Source organism: Xenorhabdus sp. PB30.3, from assembly GCF_963895965.1.
In the GTDB taxonomy this organism is placed as follows: domain Bacteria; phylum Pseudomonadota; class Gammaproteobacteria; order Enterobacterales; family Enterobacteriaceae; genus Xenorhabdus; species Xenorhabdus stockiae.
In genome coordinates this window covers 1-18,421 of the sequence record NZ_CAWQMW010000123.1, presented here as the reverse complement: position 1 = coordinate 18,421, position 18,421 = coordinate 1, and the positions used below count along the sequence as shown (strand labels likewise).

Annotated in this window: 17 protein-coding genes; 11 read left to right on the top strand and 6 right to left on the bottom strand. The window is 45.0% G+C overall.

Going from position 1 to position 18,421, the window contains the following annotated elements:
• Nucleotides 1-12: 12 nt before the first annotated feature.
• Nucleotides 13-2,523, bottom strand: coding sequence for an ATP-dependent helicase HrpB (gene hrpB / locus AACX38_RS09770; protein ID WP_228864106.1), 2,511 nt, complete (start codon nt 2,521-2,523; stop codon nt 13-15).
• A gap of 99 nt (nt 2,524-2,622) precedes the next feature.
• Between hrpB and sfsA the strand changes: the two genes are divergently transcribed.
• From sfsA to AACX38_RS09730, 8 genes are all read left to right on the top strand, one after another.
• Entirely contained in the window at nt 2,623-3,333 is a 711-nt protein-coding gene (sfsA, locus tag AACX38_RS09765; protein ID WP_228864105.1) for a DNA/RNA nuclease SfsA, read from the top strand.
• A 196-nt stretch (nt 3,334-3,529) separates the two neighbouring features.
• On the top strand, nt 3,530-3,985 hold the full coding sequence (dksA, locus tag AACX38_RS09760; protein ID WP_099109972.1) for an RNA polymerase-binding protein DksA: 456 nt from the start codon (nt 3,530-3,532) through the stop codon (nt 3,983-3,985).
• 57 nt (nt 3,986-4,042) lie between these two features.
• Nucleotides 4,043-4,945, top strand: a complete 903-nt coding sequence (gluQRS, locus tag AACX38_RS09755; RefSeq protein ID WP_099122426.1) for a tRNA glutamyl-Q(34) synthetase GluQRS — start codon at nt 4,043-4,045, stop codon at nt 4,943-4,945.
• A gap of 291 nt (nt 4,946-5,236) precedes the next feature.
• Nucleotides 5,237-6,595, top strand: a complete 1,359-nt coding sequence (gene pcnB / locus AACX38_RS09750; RefSeq protein WP_228864119.1) for a polynucleotide adenylyltransferase PcnB — start codon at nt 5,237-5,239, stop codon at nt 6,593-6,595.
• A 1-nt stretch (nt 6,596) separates the two neighbouring features.
• Nucleotides 6,597-7,079, top strand: a complete 483-nt coding sequence (gene folK / locus AACX38_RS09745) for a 2-amino-4-hydroxy-6-hydroxymethyldihydropteridine diphosphokinase (RefSeq protein ID WP_099109975.1) — start codon at nt 6,597-6,599, stop codon at nt 7,077-7,079.
• 261 nt (nt 7,080-7,340) lie between these two features.
• A complete protein-coding gene (gene panB / locus AACX38_RS09740) occupies nt 7,341-8,132 on the top strand; it encodes a 3-methyl-2-oxobutanoate hydroxymethyltransferase (RefSeq protein ID WP_228858876.1) in 792 nt (263 codons plus the stop codon).
• A 104-nt stretch (nt 8,133-8,236) separates the two neighbouring features.
• Complete coding sequence (gene panC / locus AACX38_RS09735) at nt 8,237-9,094, top strand: pantoate--beta-alanine ligase (protein WP_099122423.1); 858 nt, start codon at nt 8,237-8,239, stop codon at nt 9,092-9,094.
• A gap of 203 nt (nt 9,095-9,297) precedes the next feature.
• The gene (locus tag AACX38_RS09730) at nt 9,298-10,254 is read left to right on the top strand and encodes a sulfonate ABC transporter substrate-binding protein (protein ID WP_099122422.1); all 957 of its coding nucleotides are present in this window, start codon (nt 9,298-9,300) and stop codon (nt 10,252-10,254) included.
• A 221-nt stretch (nt 10,255-10,475) separates the two neighbouring features.
• Here AACX38_RS09730 and ssuD read toward each other — a convergent pair whose 3' ends face one another.
• The 3 genes from ssuD to ssuC form a co-directional block, all read right to left on the bottom strand.
• Nucleotides 10,476-11,672: an FMNH2-dependent alkanesulfonate monooxygenase gene (ssuD, locus tag AACX38_RS09725; RefSeq protein WP_228864104.1), complete on the bottom strand. Its 1,197-nt coding sequence runs from the start codon at nt 11,670-11,672 to the stop codon at nt 10,476-10,478.
• A gap of 86 nt (nt 11,673-11,758) precedes the next feature.
• Entirely contained in the window at nt 11,759-12,574 is an 816-nt protein-coding gene (ssuB, locus tag AACX38_RS09720; protein ID WP_228864103.1) for an aliphatic sulfonates ABC transporter ATP-binding protein, read from the bottom strand.
• Nucleotides 12,571-13,380, bottom strand: coding sequence for an aliphatic sulfonate ABC transporter permease SsuC (gene ssuC, locus AACX38_RS09715; RefSeq protein WP_099122419.1), 810 nt, complete (start codon nt 13,378-13,380; stop codon nt 12,571-12,573). Before ssuC ends, ssuB begins: the two co-directional genes overlap by 4 nt.
• A gap of 274 nt (nt 13,381-13,654) precedes the next feature.
• On the opposite strand from ssuC, the gene cbl reads away from it, so the two are divergent.
• The gene (cbl, locus tag AACX38_RS09710; protein WP_228864118.1) at nt 13,655-14,614 is read left to right on the top strand and encodes an HTH-type transcriptional regulator Cbl; all 960 of its coding nucleotides are present in this window, start codon (nt 13,655-13,657) and stop codon (nt 14,612-14,614) included.
• A 26-nt stretch (nt 14,615-14,640) separates the two neighbouring features.
• On the opposite strand, the gene ygfZ is transcribed toward cbl, so the two are convergent.
• A complete protein-coding gene (gene ygfZ, locus AACX38_RS09705) occupies nt 14,641-15,609 on the bottom strand; it encodes a tRNA-modifying protein YgfZ (RefSeq protein WP_228864102.1) in 969 nt (322 codons plus the stop codon).
• A 217-nt stretch (nt 15,610-15,826) separates the two neighbouring features.
• Between ygfZ and soxR the strand changes: the two genes are divergently transcribed.
• Both soxR and AACX38_RS09695 read left to right on the top strand, forming a co-directional pair.
• Nucleotides 15,827-16,294, top strand: a complete 468-nt coding sequence (soxR, locus tag AACX38_RS09700) for a redox-sensitive transcriptional activator SoxR (protein WP_099122416.1) — start codon at nt 15,827-15,829, stop codon at nt 16,292-16,294.
• A gap of 218 nt (nt 16,295-16,512) precedes the next feature.
• Nucleotides 16,513-17,508: an MBL fold metallo-hydrolase gene (locus AACX38_RS09695; protein WP_228864101.1), complete on the top strand. Its 996-nt coding sequence runs from the start codon at nt 16,513-16,515 to the stop codon at nt 17,506-17,508.
• 72 nt (nt 17,509-17,580) lie between these two features.
• Here the strand turns inward: AACX38_RS09695 and budA are convergent, their stop codons facing one another.
• On the bottom strand, nt 17,581-18,288 hold the full coding sequence (gene budA, locus AACX38_RS09690; protein WP_099122415.1) for an acetolactate decarboxylase: 708 nt from the start codon (nt 18,286-18,288) through the stop codon (nt 17,581-17,583).
• Between the last annotated feature and the right edge of the window lie 133 nt (nt 18,289-18,421).

Sequence of the window (18,421 nt, the reverse complement as noted above, 5' to 3'; positions counted from 1 at the left end):
TTTATTTAATAACTAAATATATTTTTTTACCCGCCTTGTCGGTGCTGTGTTTGCCGGATCATCGGGCCATAAGTGTTTTGGATAACGCCCTTTCATCTCTTTTTGCACTTCACGGTAAGCCCCCTGCCAGAATGCTGCAAGATCCTGCGTGATTTGCAACGGCCGCTGAGCCGGAGACAATAGCTCAACAACGACAGGTACACGCCCTTTTGCCACAGCCGGATTTTGCTGTTCTCCGTACATTTCCTGCATTTTTACGGATAGTACGGGAGGTTTATCATAAAAATATTCGATACCAATCCGGCTTCCGGTTGGCACAGTGTAATTAGTAGGCAATTCATTATCCAGTACTTGCCGTTGCTGCCAGTCAAGTAAACTCACCAGAGCAGCTGACAGTTCAATCTGCTGCAATCCTTTCAAATTTCTCACACCTTCCAGCACCGGTTGTAGCCACTGTTCAAGAGAAGCCAATAACGCTTCATCATCAACCGCAGGCCATTGTGTTTCCGGCAGCCATTCCTGCGCCCGCTGTAAACGAACACGCAGCTGCAATGCTTCCTGTGACCAGTTCAGCGCTACCAGACCTTCCTGCCGAACCCAGTTCAGCAGAGCTTCCTGCAATTCGGCATCTGAAGGTTTTGCCAAAGGCTGTGATCTGACTGTCAATCGTCCACATTTCAGTCTCTTCCATGCCCGCAAAGTGCCTTTATTATCATCCCATTCAATAGCTGTCTGTTCTGTAAACAAAGAAGAATATTGCCGGATGATTTGCTCAATATCTAATGGACATGCAAGCAAAATATGTGCATCCGGCATCTTATTACCCTGCTGCAATAAAGGAACCACCAGCCATGTTTCCCCCGAAAGCGGCTCCTCCTGCGCAAGCATAGCTCCCAGACCTGTAGCCAGTTGGAATCGCCCGAGATTATCACGGTTTTTTGCAATTCTGTCGGGGAAGCCCTGTACCAGTAACTCAGGTATATACTTCACATTACTATCGGCAGCATTTGCCATATTATTACCCGCCAGTTCCCTGAGTAACTGTTTTGACCGTTGCTGCCAGTTCGGTTGAAATGTGTTAAGGCAATGAGTGAGATCCATCTGTCCCCTACGTGGTGGTTCTTCAAGGATTGCGACAAGTTTTGCTGCCGTTACCAATATTCCCCGATCTGAATCCTGTCTGTCATACTGCTCTTTAGCCAGACACAACATGGCGGCTAAGCGAGGCTCACAACCCGATTCTGTCATTTGCCAGCCACGGGCGGTTAACTGCTGCTTATCATCCAGTGCTCCCAGCCGTACAAGCAGAGTACGGGCAACAGCCAGTGCGGCCTGTGGTGGATTATCCAGCCAGCGTAGTTGAGTACTGTCACGGCATCCCCACTGTAGTAACGAAAGCAGCAAGCTACTCAAGTCGGTATGCAAAATCTCAGGTTCACTGTGTTCCGCTGCCCGTTCAGCCTGTTCCTGACTGAACAAATGCCAGCAGACGCCCGCTTCCAGCCTGCCGGCTCGCCCCGCCCGCTGCACCATTGATGCCTGACTGATACGCTGAGTGATCAAACGGGTTAATCCTGTCCGGGGTTCAAACCGGCTGGTACGTTCCAGACCACTGTCCACCACCAGACGAATACCTTCAATAGTCAGGCTGGTTTCTGCAATATTGGTCGCCAGTACAACCTTACGTTTTCCGGCCGGAGCGGGCATTATCGCCATTCGTTGGTCTGTTAACGATAACGCGCCATATAGCGGACACAATAATGTATCGCTACCGATTTTTTCTTCTAAGTAAGTCTGCACCCGCTGAATTTCCCTCACACCGGGTAAAAACAGCAGTAATGACCCCGGCTCCTGCTGCAACAAACGTAATACTGTTGACGCCACTGATTGCTCAAAAGGCAGATGAGCAGGCAGGGAATGATAGCTTCTCGTTACCGGATAACTACGACCTTCGGAGACCACAACCGGTGCTTCTGGTAATAAAGAAGAAAGGCGCTGGTTATCCAGCGTTGCAGACATCACCAGAATACGCAAATCATCGCGTAATCCTTCCTGTACATCTAACAACAGTGCTAAAGCCAAATCGGCCTGTAAGCTACGTTCGTGGAATTCATCAAGGATAACGAGAGAGACATCACTCAATTCAGGATCCTGTTGCAACATCCGGTTCAGGATACCTTCTGTGACAACTTCAAGACGTGTGTGAACACTGACTTTTGTTTCCTGACGCATCCGGTAACCCACCGTTCTGCCGACAGGCTCGTTCAATTGTTCTGCCAGACGTTCCGCAACACTGCGTGCCGCAATACGCCGGGGTTCCAGCATGATGATCCGCCCACTAAACCGTGACTTGTTGAGAATTGCCAGCGGTAGTCCGGTTGATTTTCCGGCACCGGTCGGGGCATGCAGTAATACCTGTTTTGAAGTTTCCAGCTGAGCTATGACTGAGTCCACAACGTCATAAATGGGTAATAACAAAGGTTCACCATAATGATTAACTTTCAATGGGTGCCATTGTAGCATTAGCGACTTTAATTTCAGTTTCCGTTTAATTTTAGTTCATGTGACTCCGTGCAGGTTAAGTCATGATGAAACTGTTGGTTCAGGTATAAAGGAAAGTTTATGGAATTTTCACCACCGCTAAAGCACGCTACATTAATTCGCCGTTATAAACGTTTTCTGGCCGATGTTCTGACTCCGGAAGGTGAAACGCTGACCATACACTGTGCCAATACCGGAGCAATGACCGGATGCGCAACACCGGGTGATACCGTTTGGTATTCCACCTCTGATAATCCAAAACGTAAATATCCCAATAGCTGGGAACTGACACAGACTCAGGACGGGCACTGGATTTGTGTCAATACCCTCAGAGCCAACGATCTGGTTTTTCAGGCCATTGAAAACGATCTCATTTCAGAATTATCCGGTTACGAAAAAGTCAGCCGTGAAGTGGGCTATGGAAAAGAGAAAAGCCGGATAGATTTATTGTTAGAGTCAAAACAAAAAGTTAACTGCTATATTGAGGTGAAATCCGTCACCCTGTTGCAGGGAAATAATGGTTATTTTCCTGATGCTGTGACAATTCGTGGGCAAAAACATTTACGTGAACTATCATTGATAGCACAACAGGGACAGCGGGCTGTCCTGTGCTTTGCCGTGCTACATTCCGGCATTAGTCACGTTATGGCAGCAAAACATATTGACCACGATTATGCTTTTCTTTTGGAACAAGCATGCAATTTAGGGGTCGAAGTAATCTGTTACGGGGCCAGCATGACAGAAAACAGGATGGTTCTAAGTCACAAATTGCCTTTTGTATCAATGGGATGATTTGTAAACAGATCATGCTGACGAGGTGAGTTTTGCAGCATATTTAGGCAGTAAACACGGCTGTCTTCACACCATTGCAAAACTAATGGTAGGAATAATTGCCAACCTCGCAGTCATCTGCTATTTATAGCGGCCTATTTTTTTCCCCCTACTGTCAGGGGGCTCGTTTGATAGTGCGTGTGTAAGGAGAAGCATTATGCAAGAAGGGCAAAAACGTAAAACCTCGTCCTTGAGCATTCTCGCCATCGCTGGGGTAGAACCTTACCAAGAGAAGGCTGGCGAAGAATACATGAACGATGCCCAGTTAACGCATTTCAAGCTCATTCTGGAAGCATGGCGCAATCAACTCAGGGATGAAGTAGACCGTACTGTATCTCATATGCAAGATGAGGCAGCGAACTTCCCTGATCCGGTTGACCGTGCGGCGCAAGAAGAAGAATTCAGTCTTGAATTACGTAATCGGGATCGTGAACGTAAGTTGATCAAAAAGATCGAAAAAACGCTGAAAAAAGTCGAAGATGATGATTTTGGCTTCTGTGAATCCTGTGGGGTTGAAATCGGCATCCGTCGTTTGGAAGCGCGTCCTACAGCTGATTTATGTATTGACTGTAAAACGTTAGCTGAAATTCGCGAAAAGCAAATGGCTGGCTAATGGGTAGGTGAGTACGGCGCTGAAAGGCGCCGTATATACCTTTCATCTGATCCTGACATGACTCAATCTGAATCCGAACACTCCTCATTATACGTCGGGCGTTTCGCACCATCCCCATCTGGCGATCTCCACTTTGGCTCTCTGGTGACAGCTCTGGGTAGCTATTTACAGGCCCGTGCTCACCACGGTAAGTGGCTGATGCGTATTGATGATATTGATCCGCCACGGGAAATTCCCGGTTCAGCGGGTAGAATACTGCGTGCCTTAGAGCACTATGGGCTTCACTGGGACGGAGAAGTGCTGTACCAGTCCCAACGCCATGAGGCTTATCGGGCGATACTTGCTCAGTTGCAGCAGCAGGGAAACAGTTATTACTGTACCTGCACCCGCCAGCGCATTCATCAGCTGGGCGGATTTTATGATGCTCACTGCCAGCATCTACAACTGCCAGCCCATAATGCCGCTATTCGCCTGAAACAGGATCACCCTGTGTATGATTTTTACGACAAATTACAAGGTAATGTTACCGTACCGGTAAAAATGGCTGAAGAGGACTTCATTATTCATCGCAAAGATGGATTATTCGCCTATAATCTTGTCGTTGTTATTGATGATAACTATCAAGGCATCACTGAAATTGTCAGAGGAGCAGATTTGATTGAACCTACGGTTCGCCAAATATCCTTATATCGGTATCTGAATTTTACAACACCGGATTATGTACATTTGCCTCTTGTATTAAATAAAGAGGGAAATAAACTTTCCAAGCAAAATCATGCAAAACCGATCCCTCTTGATGATCCACGTCCATTGCTGGTGGAAGCGTTATCATTTTTAAACCAGCCAACGATTGCTGGCTGGCAGGATATCACCACGGAACAACTGCTAAAACAGGCAATTATTGGCTGGAATATAAATCATGTTCCGCCTCAGGACATAATCAATGGACAATTTAAATAAAGTGTTTCTATTGATACTGCAAGCATTCTCAAAGAATGCCCAGTAAGTTATGATTAGCGGCTGTTTTTGTTTTAATTTTATCCGTCACTATCGAGGTGTACCATTTTTAACCGAGTAGCAACTTTCTGCCGTAATTTGCTGATCCGCGAAACCAAGATAAAACGCGAAATACAGGCAGCCAGTGAAAGGCCAGTCACCATATCTGACCATCCTGCTCATAAAAAGAGCAGCACTCTGCCTAAACGCCGCAGAGTGAATCGCACATCTTCATCAAATGCTGAAAACATCAAAATGAAGAATAAATCCGGAAAGGCAAAACCTTCTGATTCCCCAATTGCCGTTATTCCACGGGAACAGCATTCTATTTCACGTAAAGATATCAGTGATAATGCATTGAAGGTTTTATATCGCCTGAATAAATCGGGTTTTGAGGCTTATTTAGTCGGCGGCGGTGTCCGTGATTTACTGTTGCATAAAAAACCCAAAGATTTTGATATCGCGACCAATGCTACCCCTGAACAGGTTCGCAAATTATTCCGCAATTGCCGTCTTGTTGGTCGTCGCTTCCGTCTCGCTCACATTATGTTCGGGCCGGATGTTATTGAAGTTGCCACATTCCGTGGGCCACATGAACAAGTTGAAAGCAATGATCGTAATCAGTCTCATAAAGCCCAGAGCGGAATGCTATTGCGAGACAATATCTTTGGTTCTGTGGAAGAAGATGCTGCACGCCGTGATTTTACAATTAATAGCCTTTATTACGGGATTGAAGATTTCGCATTACGGGATTATGTCGGTGGAATGGCGGATCTGGAAAAAGGGATCATACGCCTGATTGGTGATCCGGAAACCCGCTATCGGGAAGATCCAGTGCGGATGTTGCGTGCAGTCCGCTTCGCCAGCAAGCTCAACATGACCATCGAAAAGAACACGGCAGAGCCAATCCCTCGTCTGGCATTCCTGCTACGGGATATTCCGTCAGCGCGCCTGTTCGAAGAGTCCCTGAAGCTACTGCAATCAGGGCACGGTTACAGCACATATAAACTACTGTGTGAATACCAGCTGTTTGAGCCACTATTCCCGTTAATCCAGCGCAGTTTCACCCAGTCCGGTGATTCGCCGATGGAAAAACTGCTGGAACAGGTATTAAAGAATACCGATTACCGTCTCCAGAACGACAAACGGGTCAATCCGGCTTTCCTATTTGCGGCAATATTGTGGTATCCACTGATTGAACATGCCGAGAAGCTGACTCAGGAAGGGGGCTTACAGTATTACGATGCTTTCGCCCTGGCCATGAATGATATTCTTGATGAACAGTGTCGTTCTATCGCCATTCCGAAGCGTCATACCACAACAATGCGTGATATCTGGCTGTTGCAGCTTCGTCTGCCGCGCCGTCAGGGTAAACGGGCAAATAAATTAATGGAGCACCCGAAATTCCGGGCAGCCTACGATTTATTAGAATTACGCGCCAGCATTGAGCCACGCCATGAGCTGAAAGAACTGGTACATTGGTGGACAGAATTCCAGCAATCTACCGCATCACAGCAGCGGGGCATGATCTCCGAGCTTGGCTGCGAGCCCGTTCGTCGCAGAACCCGTCACCGCCGTGGCAACCACCTTCGTCATAACAGGAACAACAACTAGTATGACCCGGGTTTATATCGCCATTGGCAGTAATCTGGCCTCCCCCTTGCAGCAAGTTAATAATGCACTTGCTGCACTTAAATCGATCCCTGATACAACGTTTATTAACCGTTCCTCATTTTATCGGACTAAGCCTATGGGGCCACAGGATCAGCCTGATTACCTCAATCTGGTTGTTGCATTAGATACAAATTTACAACCGGAAATATTGCTTGATCACACTCAGGCAATAGAACTGGCACAAGGTAGGGTTCGTAAAGACGAACGTTGGGGGCCAAGAACGCTTGATTTAGATATTATGCTGTTCGGTGATCACATTATTAATACTGAACGCCTGACCATTCCCCACTACGGTTTAAAACAGCGTGAATTTATGCTTTATCCGCTGGCAGAAATAGCCCCGGATCTTGTGTTTCCTGATAAAGAAACATTAGCAGAACGATTAAAACATGTTCCAGAAAATGGCCTGACGTTTTGGTTGTAACACAGCAGTTTTGTACCCAATGAATTTCAAGTTGTATCGAGGCAGCAAGGGAATGACAAATTCGTCGGCAGCGAATTTGCCCAGCCAACAAAGAGACAACATAAAAGACGACGGGTATACGAAGGAAAAGTAACGCAATATCTCATACAATCATGGCCTATTTCTGGATAATCAGAACCTGTTCCAGCGGGTATCAGCTTAGATACCCGAATGGACAAGGCTCTATACCCAACAACGGGTATGAATATTCAGGAGATAACAATGAAACCCACATCTCTGGCTCATCTTAGCCAGTTAAAAAAAGAGAAACGTAAGTTCGCAACAATTACAGCCTATGATGCCAGCTTCGCTCACCTTTTTGCTGCACAGGGCATCAAAGTCATACTTATTGGTGATTCACTCGGCATGACCGTTCAGGGGTTTGATTCCACCTTACCGGTTACTGTTGAAGATATTGCCTACCACACCAAAAGCGTCCGCACCGGTGCTCCCCAAACTTTTCTCATCTCAGATATGCCTTTCATGAGCTACGCCACACCGGAGCAAAGCTGCAATAATGCGGCTGAATTAATGCGTTCGGGGGCCAACATGGTCAAAATTGAAGGCGGAAGCTGGTTGTGTGAAACAGTAAAAATGCTGACTGAGCGCTCTGTGCCTGTTTGCGGACATCTGGGCCTGACTCCACAAGCCGTTAATGTGCTGGGAGGTTACAAAGTTCAGGGGCGTGATGAAGCGACAGCTCAGCAACTGCTCGACGATGCCATCGCTTTGGAAAAAGCAGGCATGCAGCTATTAGTGCTGGAGTGTGTACCAACAGAATTGGGCCGTAAAATCACCGAAGCGCTGGAAATTCCGGTTATTGGCATTGGTGCGGGGAACCATACAGATGGTCAGATCCTCGTTATGCATGATGCTTTAGGCATTACCGCCAAACCACCCAAATTTGCTAAGGACTTCCTTAAAGAGACCGGCAACATACGAGATGCCATCAGCCTGTACATCGAACAGGTAGAAAATGGCACGTACCCTGACCAAGCTCATTCATTCAACTGATTTATACCCGCGAGATTTCCAGAAAAACAGTAAGTTTTCAGAAAAATAACGAGTATAACCCAGCATGATTGCTAATTATGACTGCTAATTAAAGGAGTAGAGCAATGCTGATCATAGAAACAATCCCCATTTTACGCCGTGAAATTCGCCGTTGGCGTCAGGCAGGAAAACGAATTGCCTTTGTCCCTACAATGGGTAATCTGCATGATGGTCACATGGCTCTGGTTGATACCGCCAAGGCTCAGGCTGATGTAGTAATTGTGAGTATTTTTGTTAATCCGATGCAATTTGATCGCGAAGATGACTTAGTCAATTATCCGCGTACCCTACAGGAAGATTGCGAAAAACTGAGCCGTCGTAATGTCGATATAGTGTTTGCTCCCAATGCCAACGAAATATATCCGCATGGCTTGAATGGCAGCCAAACTTTTGTTGAAGTCCCTGAACTCTCTCATATGCTTGAAGGTGCCAGCCGCCCGGGGCATTTCCGGGGAGTCACCACGGTTGTCAGCAAACTGTTCAACCTGACCCAGCCGGATCTGGCCTATTTCGGTGAAAAAGATTTTCAGCAGTTACAGATTATCCGCAAAATGATCACTGACATGGCTTATGATATCACTCTGGTTTCTGTGCCTATCGTCCGTGATAAAAAGGGGCTGGCCTTAAGCTCACGCAACAGCCTTCTCTCTACAGAAGAGAAAAAAATAGCGCCGCAATTAAACCAGATTATGCAGCGTGCCGCCGAAAAACTGAAAAGTGGCGAGCGAAATATTGAACAACTGCTTGAGATAATATCCACGGATCTGCGTGAAGAAGGTTTTATACCGGATGAGCTGTTTATCTGTGATGCAGAAAATCTGCAACCCTTGACTCCACAGAGTAAAAAAGCGGTGATCCTGATGGCAGCATGGTTAGGCAAAACACGCCTGATTGATAATCAGCAGGTTGATTTAACCGCTTAATTTTGCTTCGAGGATGTGTATCAGCAGTCGCGCCGACACGATCCACATCCTCATATGAAAACAGCTGTCTGACTGGTCGTTATTCAAAATCAGCACTAGTAAACGCAATTTTATTATTTAATATTCATAAACCAGCTTTGTTATCTTTCTATACCGTTATCCCCGTCTCTATCAATGCATCCGGTTAACAAGGAAAATCAAGCATGGCACACAAATTACGCTTTAGCAGTTTACTGTTATTACTCGCCCTTTCTGGCAATGCACTGGCTACACAACCTCAGCAAATTACTATTGGTTATCAAAAATCGAATATTTTTACATTGCTAAAATCCCGTGGAACACTGGATGATGCATTAGAAAAAGAAGGTATCAAGGTACGCTGGGTAGAATTTCCTGCCGGGCCACAAATGCTTGAAGGGCTTAATGTTGGCAGTATCGATTTGGCATCAACCGGTGATGTTCCCCCTGTTTTTGCTCAGGCAGCAAGAGCCGATTTAGTTTATCTCGCCTACGCCCCTGCTCACCCGAAAACCGAAGCTATTGTGGTTCCGAAAGACTCAGCCATTAAAACTATTCAGGACCTGAAGGGAAAACGCGTTGCGCTAAACAAGGGTTCTGATGTGCACTATCTGCTTGCCGCGGCGCTGGAAAAAGCCGGATTGAGCTATAAGGATATTAAACCGGTTTATTTACCCCCCGCCGATGCCCGTGCCGCTTTCCAGCGCGGAGCCATTGATGCCTGGGCTACCTGGGACCCTTTCCTGTCCGAAGTAGAAATCAATACCGGAGCACGCCAGATAACTAATGGTGAAGGGCTGGTACCTCATTACACGTTCTATCTTGCCAGCCGTAAATTTGTTGATACCTATCCGCAAACAGCGGAAAAAATCATTCAGGAATTAGTTGTTCTCAGTGACTGGGCAAATCAGCATCCTGACGAAGCTGCTACCATTCTTGCTAACGCCACGAAACTTGATAAAGCTATCTGGCAACGGACGCTTGCACGTTTTACTTATGGTGCTGAGCGTATGACTCCGACTGTTTTTAACCAGCAACAGGTTCTTGCTGATACCTTTACCCGTCTCAGATTATTGCCTGTAAAAATAAATGTTCGTAGTGCAAGCTGGTCTTTAGATAATATTCCGGTCAATACACCATAGTTGACCGTCTGATTGGGGTCTGAAGTCATCCCTGACGAGTACCCTGATAGATCCGAATGGCCATCATCACTATTCAGTACGACGAATCCACAGCCACACCGATTGATAACCCCATTTTTACGTTTGCCAATGCTCCCTATACAGGGAGCGGCAACGGATGCCTGAATTATCCCTTTCAGTCTTCATGCTTGATAATCTTGCTTATCCACGATCTAGCACTTTTATTCAGCATACTCTTTCTGAGGTTCCTCTGTGACAGGCCGCTCAGCGCCCCCAATGCTTTCACCAAAAGCGCCTGCTTTGGCAGAACGGAGCGCTGAATTCGCCTTGTTTACCTGCACTGAATCTATTTTCAGCAATGGCATGACCAATTCGGCAAACCGATGTGCTTCTTCGAGGTGAGGATAGCCGGAGAAAATAAAATTACTGATCCCCAATGCCTGATATTCGCGGATCCGTTCAGCTACCTGTTCAGGGCTTCCGACCAATGCCGTTCCTGCACCACCACGAACCAGACCAACACCAGCCCATAAGTTCGGCGCAATCCGTAAATTATCCCTTGAACCCTGATGCAGTGAATTCATCCGTGCCTGTCCGGCAGAATCCATCCGGGAAAAAATTTTCTGAGCCTGAGCGATAGTCTCATCATCCAAATGAGCAATCAGGCGATCAGCAGCAGCCCATGCTTCCTCTTCTGTCTCACGGACAATAACATGCAGACGAATACCATATTCCAGTGTCCGGCCTTGCTTCTCTGCGCGCTCACGGACCTGTTGTAGTTTCTGCGCAACCAGTTCAGGTGGCTCTCCCCAGGTCAGATAGGTATCAACCTGTTGTGCTGCCACATCAAGCGCATCTTCAGAAGAACCACCAAAATAGAGCGGAGGGCCATTTTTCTGGATAGGCGGAAACAATAATTCTGCCCCTTCTACCTGTAAATGTTTCCCCTGATAATCCACTTTTTCACCCGCCAGCATACGGGAATAAATATCAAGAAACTCACGGGTCAGCTGATAACGGTCAGCATGGCTAAGGAAAATACCATCACCTTTATTTTCCACCGGATCACCACCGGTCACGACATTAATAAGAACCCGCCCCTCAGAAAGCCTGTCCAGCGTGGCAGTCATTCTTGCAGCGAGTGAAGGTGGCTGTAATCCCGGTCGTACCGCGACCAGAAAACGCAGATTACGGGTGACGGGTACCAGAGCAGAAGCCACCAGCCACGGGTCTTCGCAGCCTCTTCCGGTTGGGATCAAAACACCGTGATAACCAAGGCTATCCACAGCCAGAGCAATTTGTTGCAGGTAAGGAAGATCAACAGCACGCCCACCTTTGGCAGTACCTAAATAACGCCCCTCACCGTGGGTAGGTAAGAACCAGAAGAGATTAATGTCACTATTGCCATAAACTGTCATTGTGTTTTCCTTGATAGATAGTGTCGCGGATAGATTTTTATTTATTTTTCTTTTATATGATTGCTCGTAATTATTACGATGCCTGATTATCTGGCAGCACTTTCAGGGTTACCCGTTTTACCGGAATGCAGCCAATCCGAATGGCGATCATGCTTCCCCTGCTCACCCGGTGCCATAATCGCCTCAAGAACCTGAGCTTCCAATGCTGATAGCGTTGGCATCGTAATTGTTCTGGGACGTCCAAGAGGGATCTCCAGATCCATACCGATCTCCCCCTGCTCTATCAGTAAGATCCGATCTGCGATCAGAACGGCTTCATGAACATCATGAGTCACTAAAATGACGGTAAACCCATACTGCTGCCAGAGTCGCGTTAGCAACTGCTGCATTTCCAGACGGGTCAGGGCATCCAGTGCGCCAAACGGCTCATCAAGCAATAATAAACGGGGGCGGTGAATCAGCGCTCGAGCCAAAGCCACACGCTGTTTTTGTCCTCCCGACAATGCCGAAGGCCAGTCATTTGATCTATCAGCCAGACCGACAGCTTCCAGTACTGCCAGTGCTTCCGATTTCCAGTTACCACTAAGACCCAGCCCGACGTTATCAATCACCTTTTTCCAGGGAAGCAGACGCGCATCCTGAAACATCATCCGCACTTCACTTTCAGATGCACTCAGGGGATCACCGTCAGCACTCAGACTACCTGCGGAAACAGATTCCAGCCCCGCCAGCAGGCGTAGTAACGTGCTTTTGCCACAGCCACTACGTCCGACAATAGCCACAAACTGGCCTTTTGGGATGGATAAATTAAGAGATTTAAGGATTTCACGCTCACCAAACTGTTTGCTGACACCCTCCAGAGTAAGACTTAACCCTTGCTGAACTAACGACAGATGCTTCATGAGTTTCTTCCTCCTGTCTGCCATGACGGATGCCAACGCAGTAACCAGACTTCTAACCCATATGCCACCATATCAGCCAGTTTACCCAGCAGCGCGTACAGAATAATCGCCAATACCACAATATCTGTCTGCAAAAACTCACGGGCATTCATCGCCAGATAACCTATTCCGGCATCAGCAGAAATAGTTTCAGCAACAATCAGGGTCAGCCACATTAAACCGAGTGAAAAACGAACACCAACGAGGATCGAAGGCATTGCTCCCGGTAAAATAACCTGCCAGAACAAACGCCAGCCATTAAGCCCATAGTTACGAGCCATCTCAATTAATCCCCGATCAAGATGTCGGATCCCATGAGATGTATTAAGGTAGATAGGGAAGAAAGTCCCCAGAGAAACTAAAAATATTTTGGCACGCTCATCAATACCAAACCACAAAATAACCAGCGGGATCAGTGCCAAATGCGGAACATTACGCAACATCTGAACCGTGCTATCCAGCAAGCGTTCCCCGGTTTTTGACAACCCCGTTATCACCCCCAATGCGAGTCCACAGCTGCCACCAATGGCAAACCCACTCAAAGCACGCCAGGTACTGATATAAAGATTGCTCCAGAGTTCCCCGTTTTGCAGTAACGTCCATCCTGCTTGCAGTACCTTTTCAGGTGGGGGCAATATACGATCCGATAGCCAGCCTTCATAACCAGCAACTTGCCAGCACACAACAAGTAATCCCGGTAGCAACCAAGGCAGGAAACGAGACTTAGATAACGATGTCCGGTTACCACCTAAAAAGAAAATACGCATAGAAACCCCACTTATGCAGCCAGGATCAGAATCAGTTATTTCATTTTTAAATCTCGAAGCGAATGAAGAGAAATAAATATTTTTACTTTGTAAATCTAAAAAGTGGCAATAGAACGCAACACACAGCGTGTAATGCGCGACAGGTATATTACTATTGGTTCATGATTCACAATTTATTTATTACTTAAAAGAATAACTTTTATAATTAAATTATTTACTAGCCAGAGAATATATTTCTATATTGACGAAATATTTTTCTGACAACCTTGGTGCAATGAACTTTCAACAGCTAAGAATTATCCGTGAAGCAGAACGCTGCCATTTTAACCTGACGGAAGTGGCAAAAGTGCTCTATACATCACAATCAGGCATTAGCCGTCATATTCGCGAGTTGGAAGAAGAGTTAGGTGTTGAGTTATTCATTCGTCATGGTAAGCGGTTCCTTGGGCTGACAGAGCCGGGCAAAGAGATGCTGACCATTGCGCGCCGCATACTTAATGATGCTGACAAGGCTCAACGATTAGCTGAACACTTTACCGGACAGCATCAGGGAGTACTGACCATTGCCACTACTCATACCCAAGCCTGTTATAGCCTTCCCCAAGTGATAAAAGTATTCCGTGAAATCTATCCGGGGATCCGGTTAATACTTAATCAGGGTTCGCCCACAGAAATCATGAAAATGTTACTTAACGGTGAGGCAGATATTGGTATTGCATCAGAAATGCTGACCCAGAATAGCAATATTACTGCATTTCCATGGTTTGACTGGCATCACTCTTTACTGGTTCCTGCGGAACATGAACTGGTCTGGAGCACTGATATTACATTGGAACAACTGGCAACTTACCCATTAGTCACTTACCGATATGGTATTGCCGGGCGTTCTCAGATTGATAAAGCATTTCACAATGCGCGGCTCAACCCAGATATCGTCCTCAGTGCGCAGGACTCTGACGTAGTCAAAACTTACGTAAAACTGGGGCTGGGAATCGGAATAGTTGCTGAAACTGCCAGCCAGCATAACCTTGATCCAGATTTAGTCACACTCAAGGCCCGTCACCTTTTCTCCCCCAACACGGTCTGGATGGCAGTTAAACATGGCCAGTTACAACGTGACTATCTCTGGGAATTCATACTACTGTGTAACCCTGATTTATCGCTGGATAAAATTAAAAACAGCGTCGTTGCAGGTAATAAAAATATTCCGACCTGGCTTGATTTTGAAATTTGAGACATTGGAAAGCCCTTAAAAATTAACTAATTTTTAAGGGTAAACAAAAAACCGGCATCTCCCGGCAAACGGAATATACTGCCAGCCTCCATCTCATTACCCAGTACTGCCTGAACCCAAACGGTACCATCTGCCAATCTGAGGGAAGAGAGGATCATTCCGGTTTTACGCCAACGGGAACCCAACTGCCATTCTAATTCACTCCCGACCACCGGAAGATAACTGGAATCACCGGCCAGCCAATACATGGCCCGTTTGTTAACACCACGGTATTTGGTGCGGGCAATTGTCGCCAGCCCCATGTACATCCCTTTTTCAAAACTAATACCACCTTCAATATTGTGGAGATTAACAGCCTGAGGAACGAGCTGTGCGCTGACAGCAGCCTCAATCACTGGAAAACCAGCTTCTATATCTAATGCCAGCCACTGTTCACTACCACTTAGCTGCGCCGGAAATTTTTCCATTAACTCTGCGGCCATCACAGTATCTGTGATTAATAAAAATCTCTCCTGCGGTGATGAAAAATAAAGTAACGTAGTCGCACCATGCTGAATAACCGTATTATTCACATCTGGTAAAACAGGGAAAAATACTGCCAATGCAGTCCGGCAATTTTCACCCGCAACGCCGAATAACAGACTTTCCGTTTCCTCAGCCACCACAACTTTAGAGAACACCGCATATTTCTTTAATTCAGCAAGCTGTATCTCAATTACACTGCGACGCTCAATATAGGCATATCCTTTATCACGATGGAATAACCTCAGACTACTCCACATTTTTCCTTTGGCATCACAGTGAGCCGTCAGGACATGCTGGTTTTCAGCCAGAATATTGATATCGGCAGTCAGTTGCCCCTGAAGATATTTCTGGCTATCCATCCCCGTAACAGTAACCAATCCCCAGTCATTAAGAGAAATAAGTGTCAATGGAAGCCTGGCTGAATGCGCTGGGAAAAGGGAAGGTGACTTCGGAAGAATTTGGCTGACCATAATGGCTCCTGTCGATAAATATTCTGTTTATATCCGTTATATTTCAATAACAGTCATATATTGAAGAAGAAAAACAATAATGCTGATAGGCACAGATGAAATAAAAATAAAAAATACAACCCTTTTCAAAATATGTAATAACAATACAACCTTTTTAAATTTGACAAAAAAATCAAATATCACTATAAAACCTCTAGTTAACCTGAGGTCAATAGAAATGGAAAAAAATAAGCATATTGATATTAATAGGGCATTAACGGTTGGAGAAGTAGCAAAACGTAGTGGAGTGGCGATATCAACACTGCATTTTTATGAATCGAAAGGATTAATAAAAAGTTCACGTAATTCAGGAAATCAGCGCCGCTTTCCCGCTGTTGTACTGCGTTACATCGCAATCATCAAAGTCGCACAAAGCACCGGCATCCCATTAAAAGAAATACAGAAAGTCCTTAGCCAATTCCCTCCTAACAGTAAACTGACAGCCGAACAATGGCGCATACTTTCCTCACAATGGCGAGATACGCTGGAACAACGCATCACAAAATTAACCCATCTACGCGACTATCTGGATAGTTGCATTGGCTGTGGATGTCTTTCCCTGACAGAATGCCCGTTGCGCAACCCAAATGATATTCTGGGAGAAACGGGAACAGGAGCAAGAATGTTTGAACAAGAATATGACTGACGTAAAAAATAACTTATCAAAAAAATTATCTTTTTTAATAATGGAAGATCTATTTTTGACTCAATAAACCCATGTTATTTATTTTTTTATTTTATATCATCCTCTGTAATTAATTTATCAGGATTTTATTTTATCTCCCTACTCTATTTCCCTGAAATAATTTTAAAGCTGCATAAATTAATACCATTTTATTCCGTTAAATTTCTTCGGAGCACATAATGAAAAATATTTTAAAAACATCATATCTCGCAATAACATTAGCACTAACAGGTCTCATAACAACAACAGCGACCCCCACCGCATTGGCCAAACCTGCTGAGCAACCTGTAAATCAGGTGCCCGGTTATTACCACCATATGCTTGGCGATTTAATGGTGACAGCTGTTTATGATGGCTATGTTGACCTTTCTCCTTCTTTATTGAAAGGGCTTGATATCAACAATATCAAAAGTCTGATTACACGGACGTTCCAGATTGAAAATAAAGAGGGTATTCAAACCGCGATCACAGCCTATTTTGTCAACACCAAAGAAGGTTTGATATTGATTGATGCGGGTAGCAGCAATTGCTTTGGCCCTACTGCGGGAAATATTGTGAATAATATCCGTGCCGCTGGTTATCAGCCAGAATCGGTTAAAGCAATATTACTGACACACATGCACCCGGATCACGCCTGTGGCATCACCTCCCCGAGTGGTGAAATTGTATTCCCGAATGCGACCCTATATATTTCTGAGGAAGAAAAAAACTTCTGGCAAGCACCTGAAACCATCGCTTCAGCCACTGAAATAAATCGTTCATTTATCACTCAAACATTGAATGCCATCGAACCGTATGTTGCAAAAAAAGCACTGCGTACTTTTCAAAGCGGGGAGAACATTATCCCCGGTATCAAAGCAATATCGACTTCTGGTCATACCCCGGGGCATACTTCATACCTGCTGAATTCAGGTAAAAATAACATGCTGATTTTGGGGGATATGATACATTTTTACGCAGTACAATTGGAACATCCGGAAGTTTCGATTGAATTTGATATAGATAACAATAAAGCCATTGAAGCACGTAAATCGATCTTTAAAAAAGCGTCAGATGAAAAATGGCTAATTGGTGCCGCTCATTTGCCATTCCCGGGGATAGGTCATCTTCGTCAGAATCAACAAAAATATGACTGGGTTCCTGTTGAATATACAACCACTCTAAAAATTAAATAATTAATAATATAATGGAGGGAGAAATTTCGAGCTTTCCCTCCATGAATAAATAATAAAACAATGAATTTTTAATCAGCCTTCTGCTTTTCTGATCGCTTCATCCAAATCATTAACAGTGAGATCAGCATTAATATATTCACTATTATCTGGCAAATGAATATTTATATTCTGTTTTGGCTCATAACTTAACAGACCACTTTGCAACTCAAAATCAAAAACATGCCCACCATTTTTTCGTTCATCATCGATAAAATGAATATGAAACCCCGCAACAGAAATACCGTGAAAAATATCAGGCGTCCAAAAACCAACCAACACACCAGAGACATTGTGTAATGTTTCTTCTGATTGTTCGACAATCGCTTCAATAAAAGTCTTATATGGTTTTTTCTGATAATTAGTCCGACGTAGCCAGACCTTTTTAAATATTCCTTCAATTTTTACAGCAGCAAAAATATTATCAATATTTACCTGAGCCGACAATTCTGAATAAAGATCTTTTTTGCTGATATCCGAAACGGGAAACTGCTCACTGGGATTAAAGTATGTCAACTGAGCAAAAGGAAGCTGGTCATACTCACTAAACCGACGTACATTACCTGCTCCCTGAATTTCAAAAAAGGTATCATCCAGTGCGATCATTTCACCTGCCAGCGCATGTGAGCAACCAATACCAAATGAGCCGCCTTGACTGATTTCTGCTATTGCAAACATTCCATCAAATACCCCTGACATCAAAGCATGCATGGTGGAATACTGATTTATAATCAGGCTCTTCATATGGCCTCTCCCTTGCTATTATCAGCAATTTAAAATCTATTGGTTATATTAGATATATCTTAGATAGATCAAAATAATAACTTTAGAACATTGTCATGTCATAGATTAATATCCTTAGCACTAAGTCATTGTC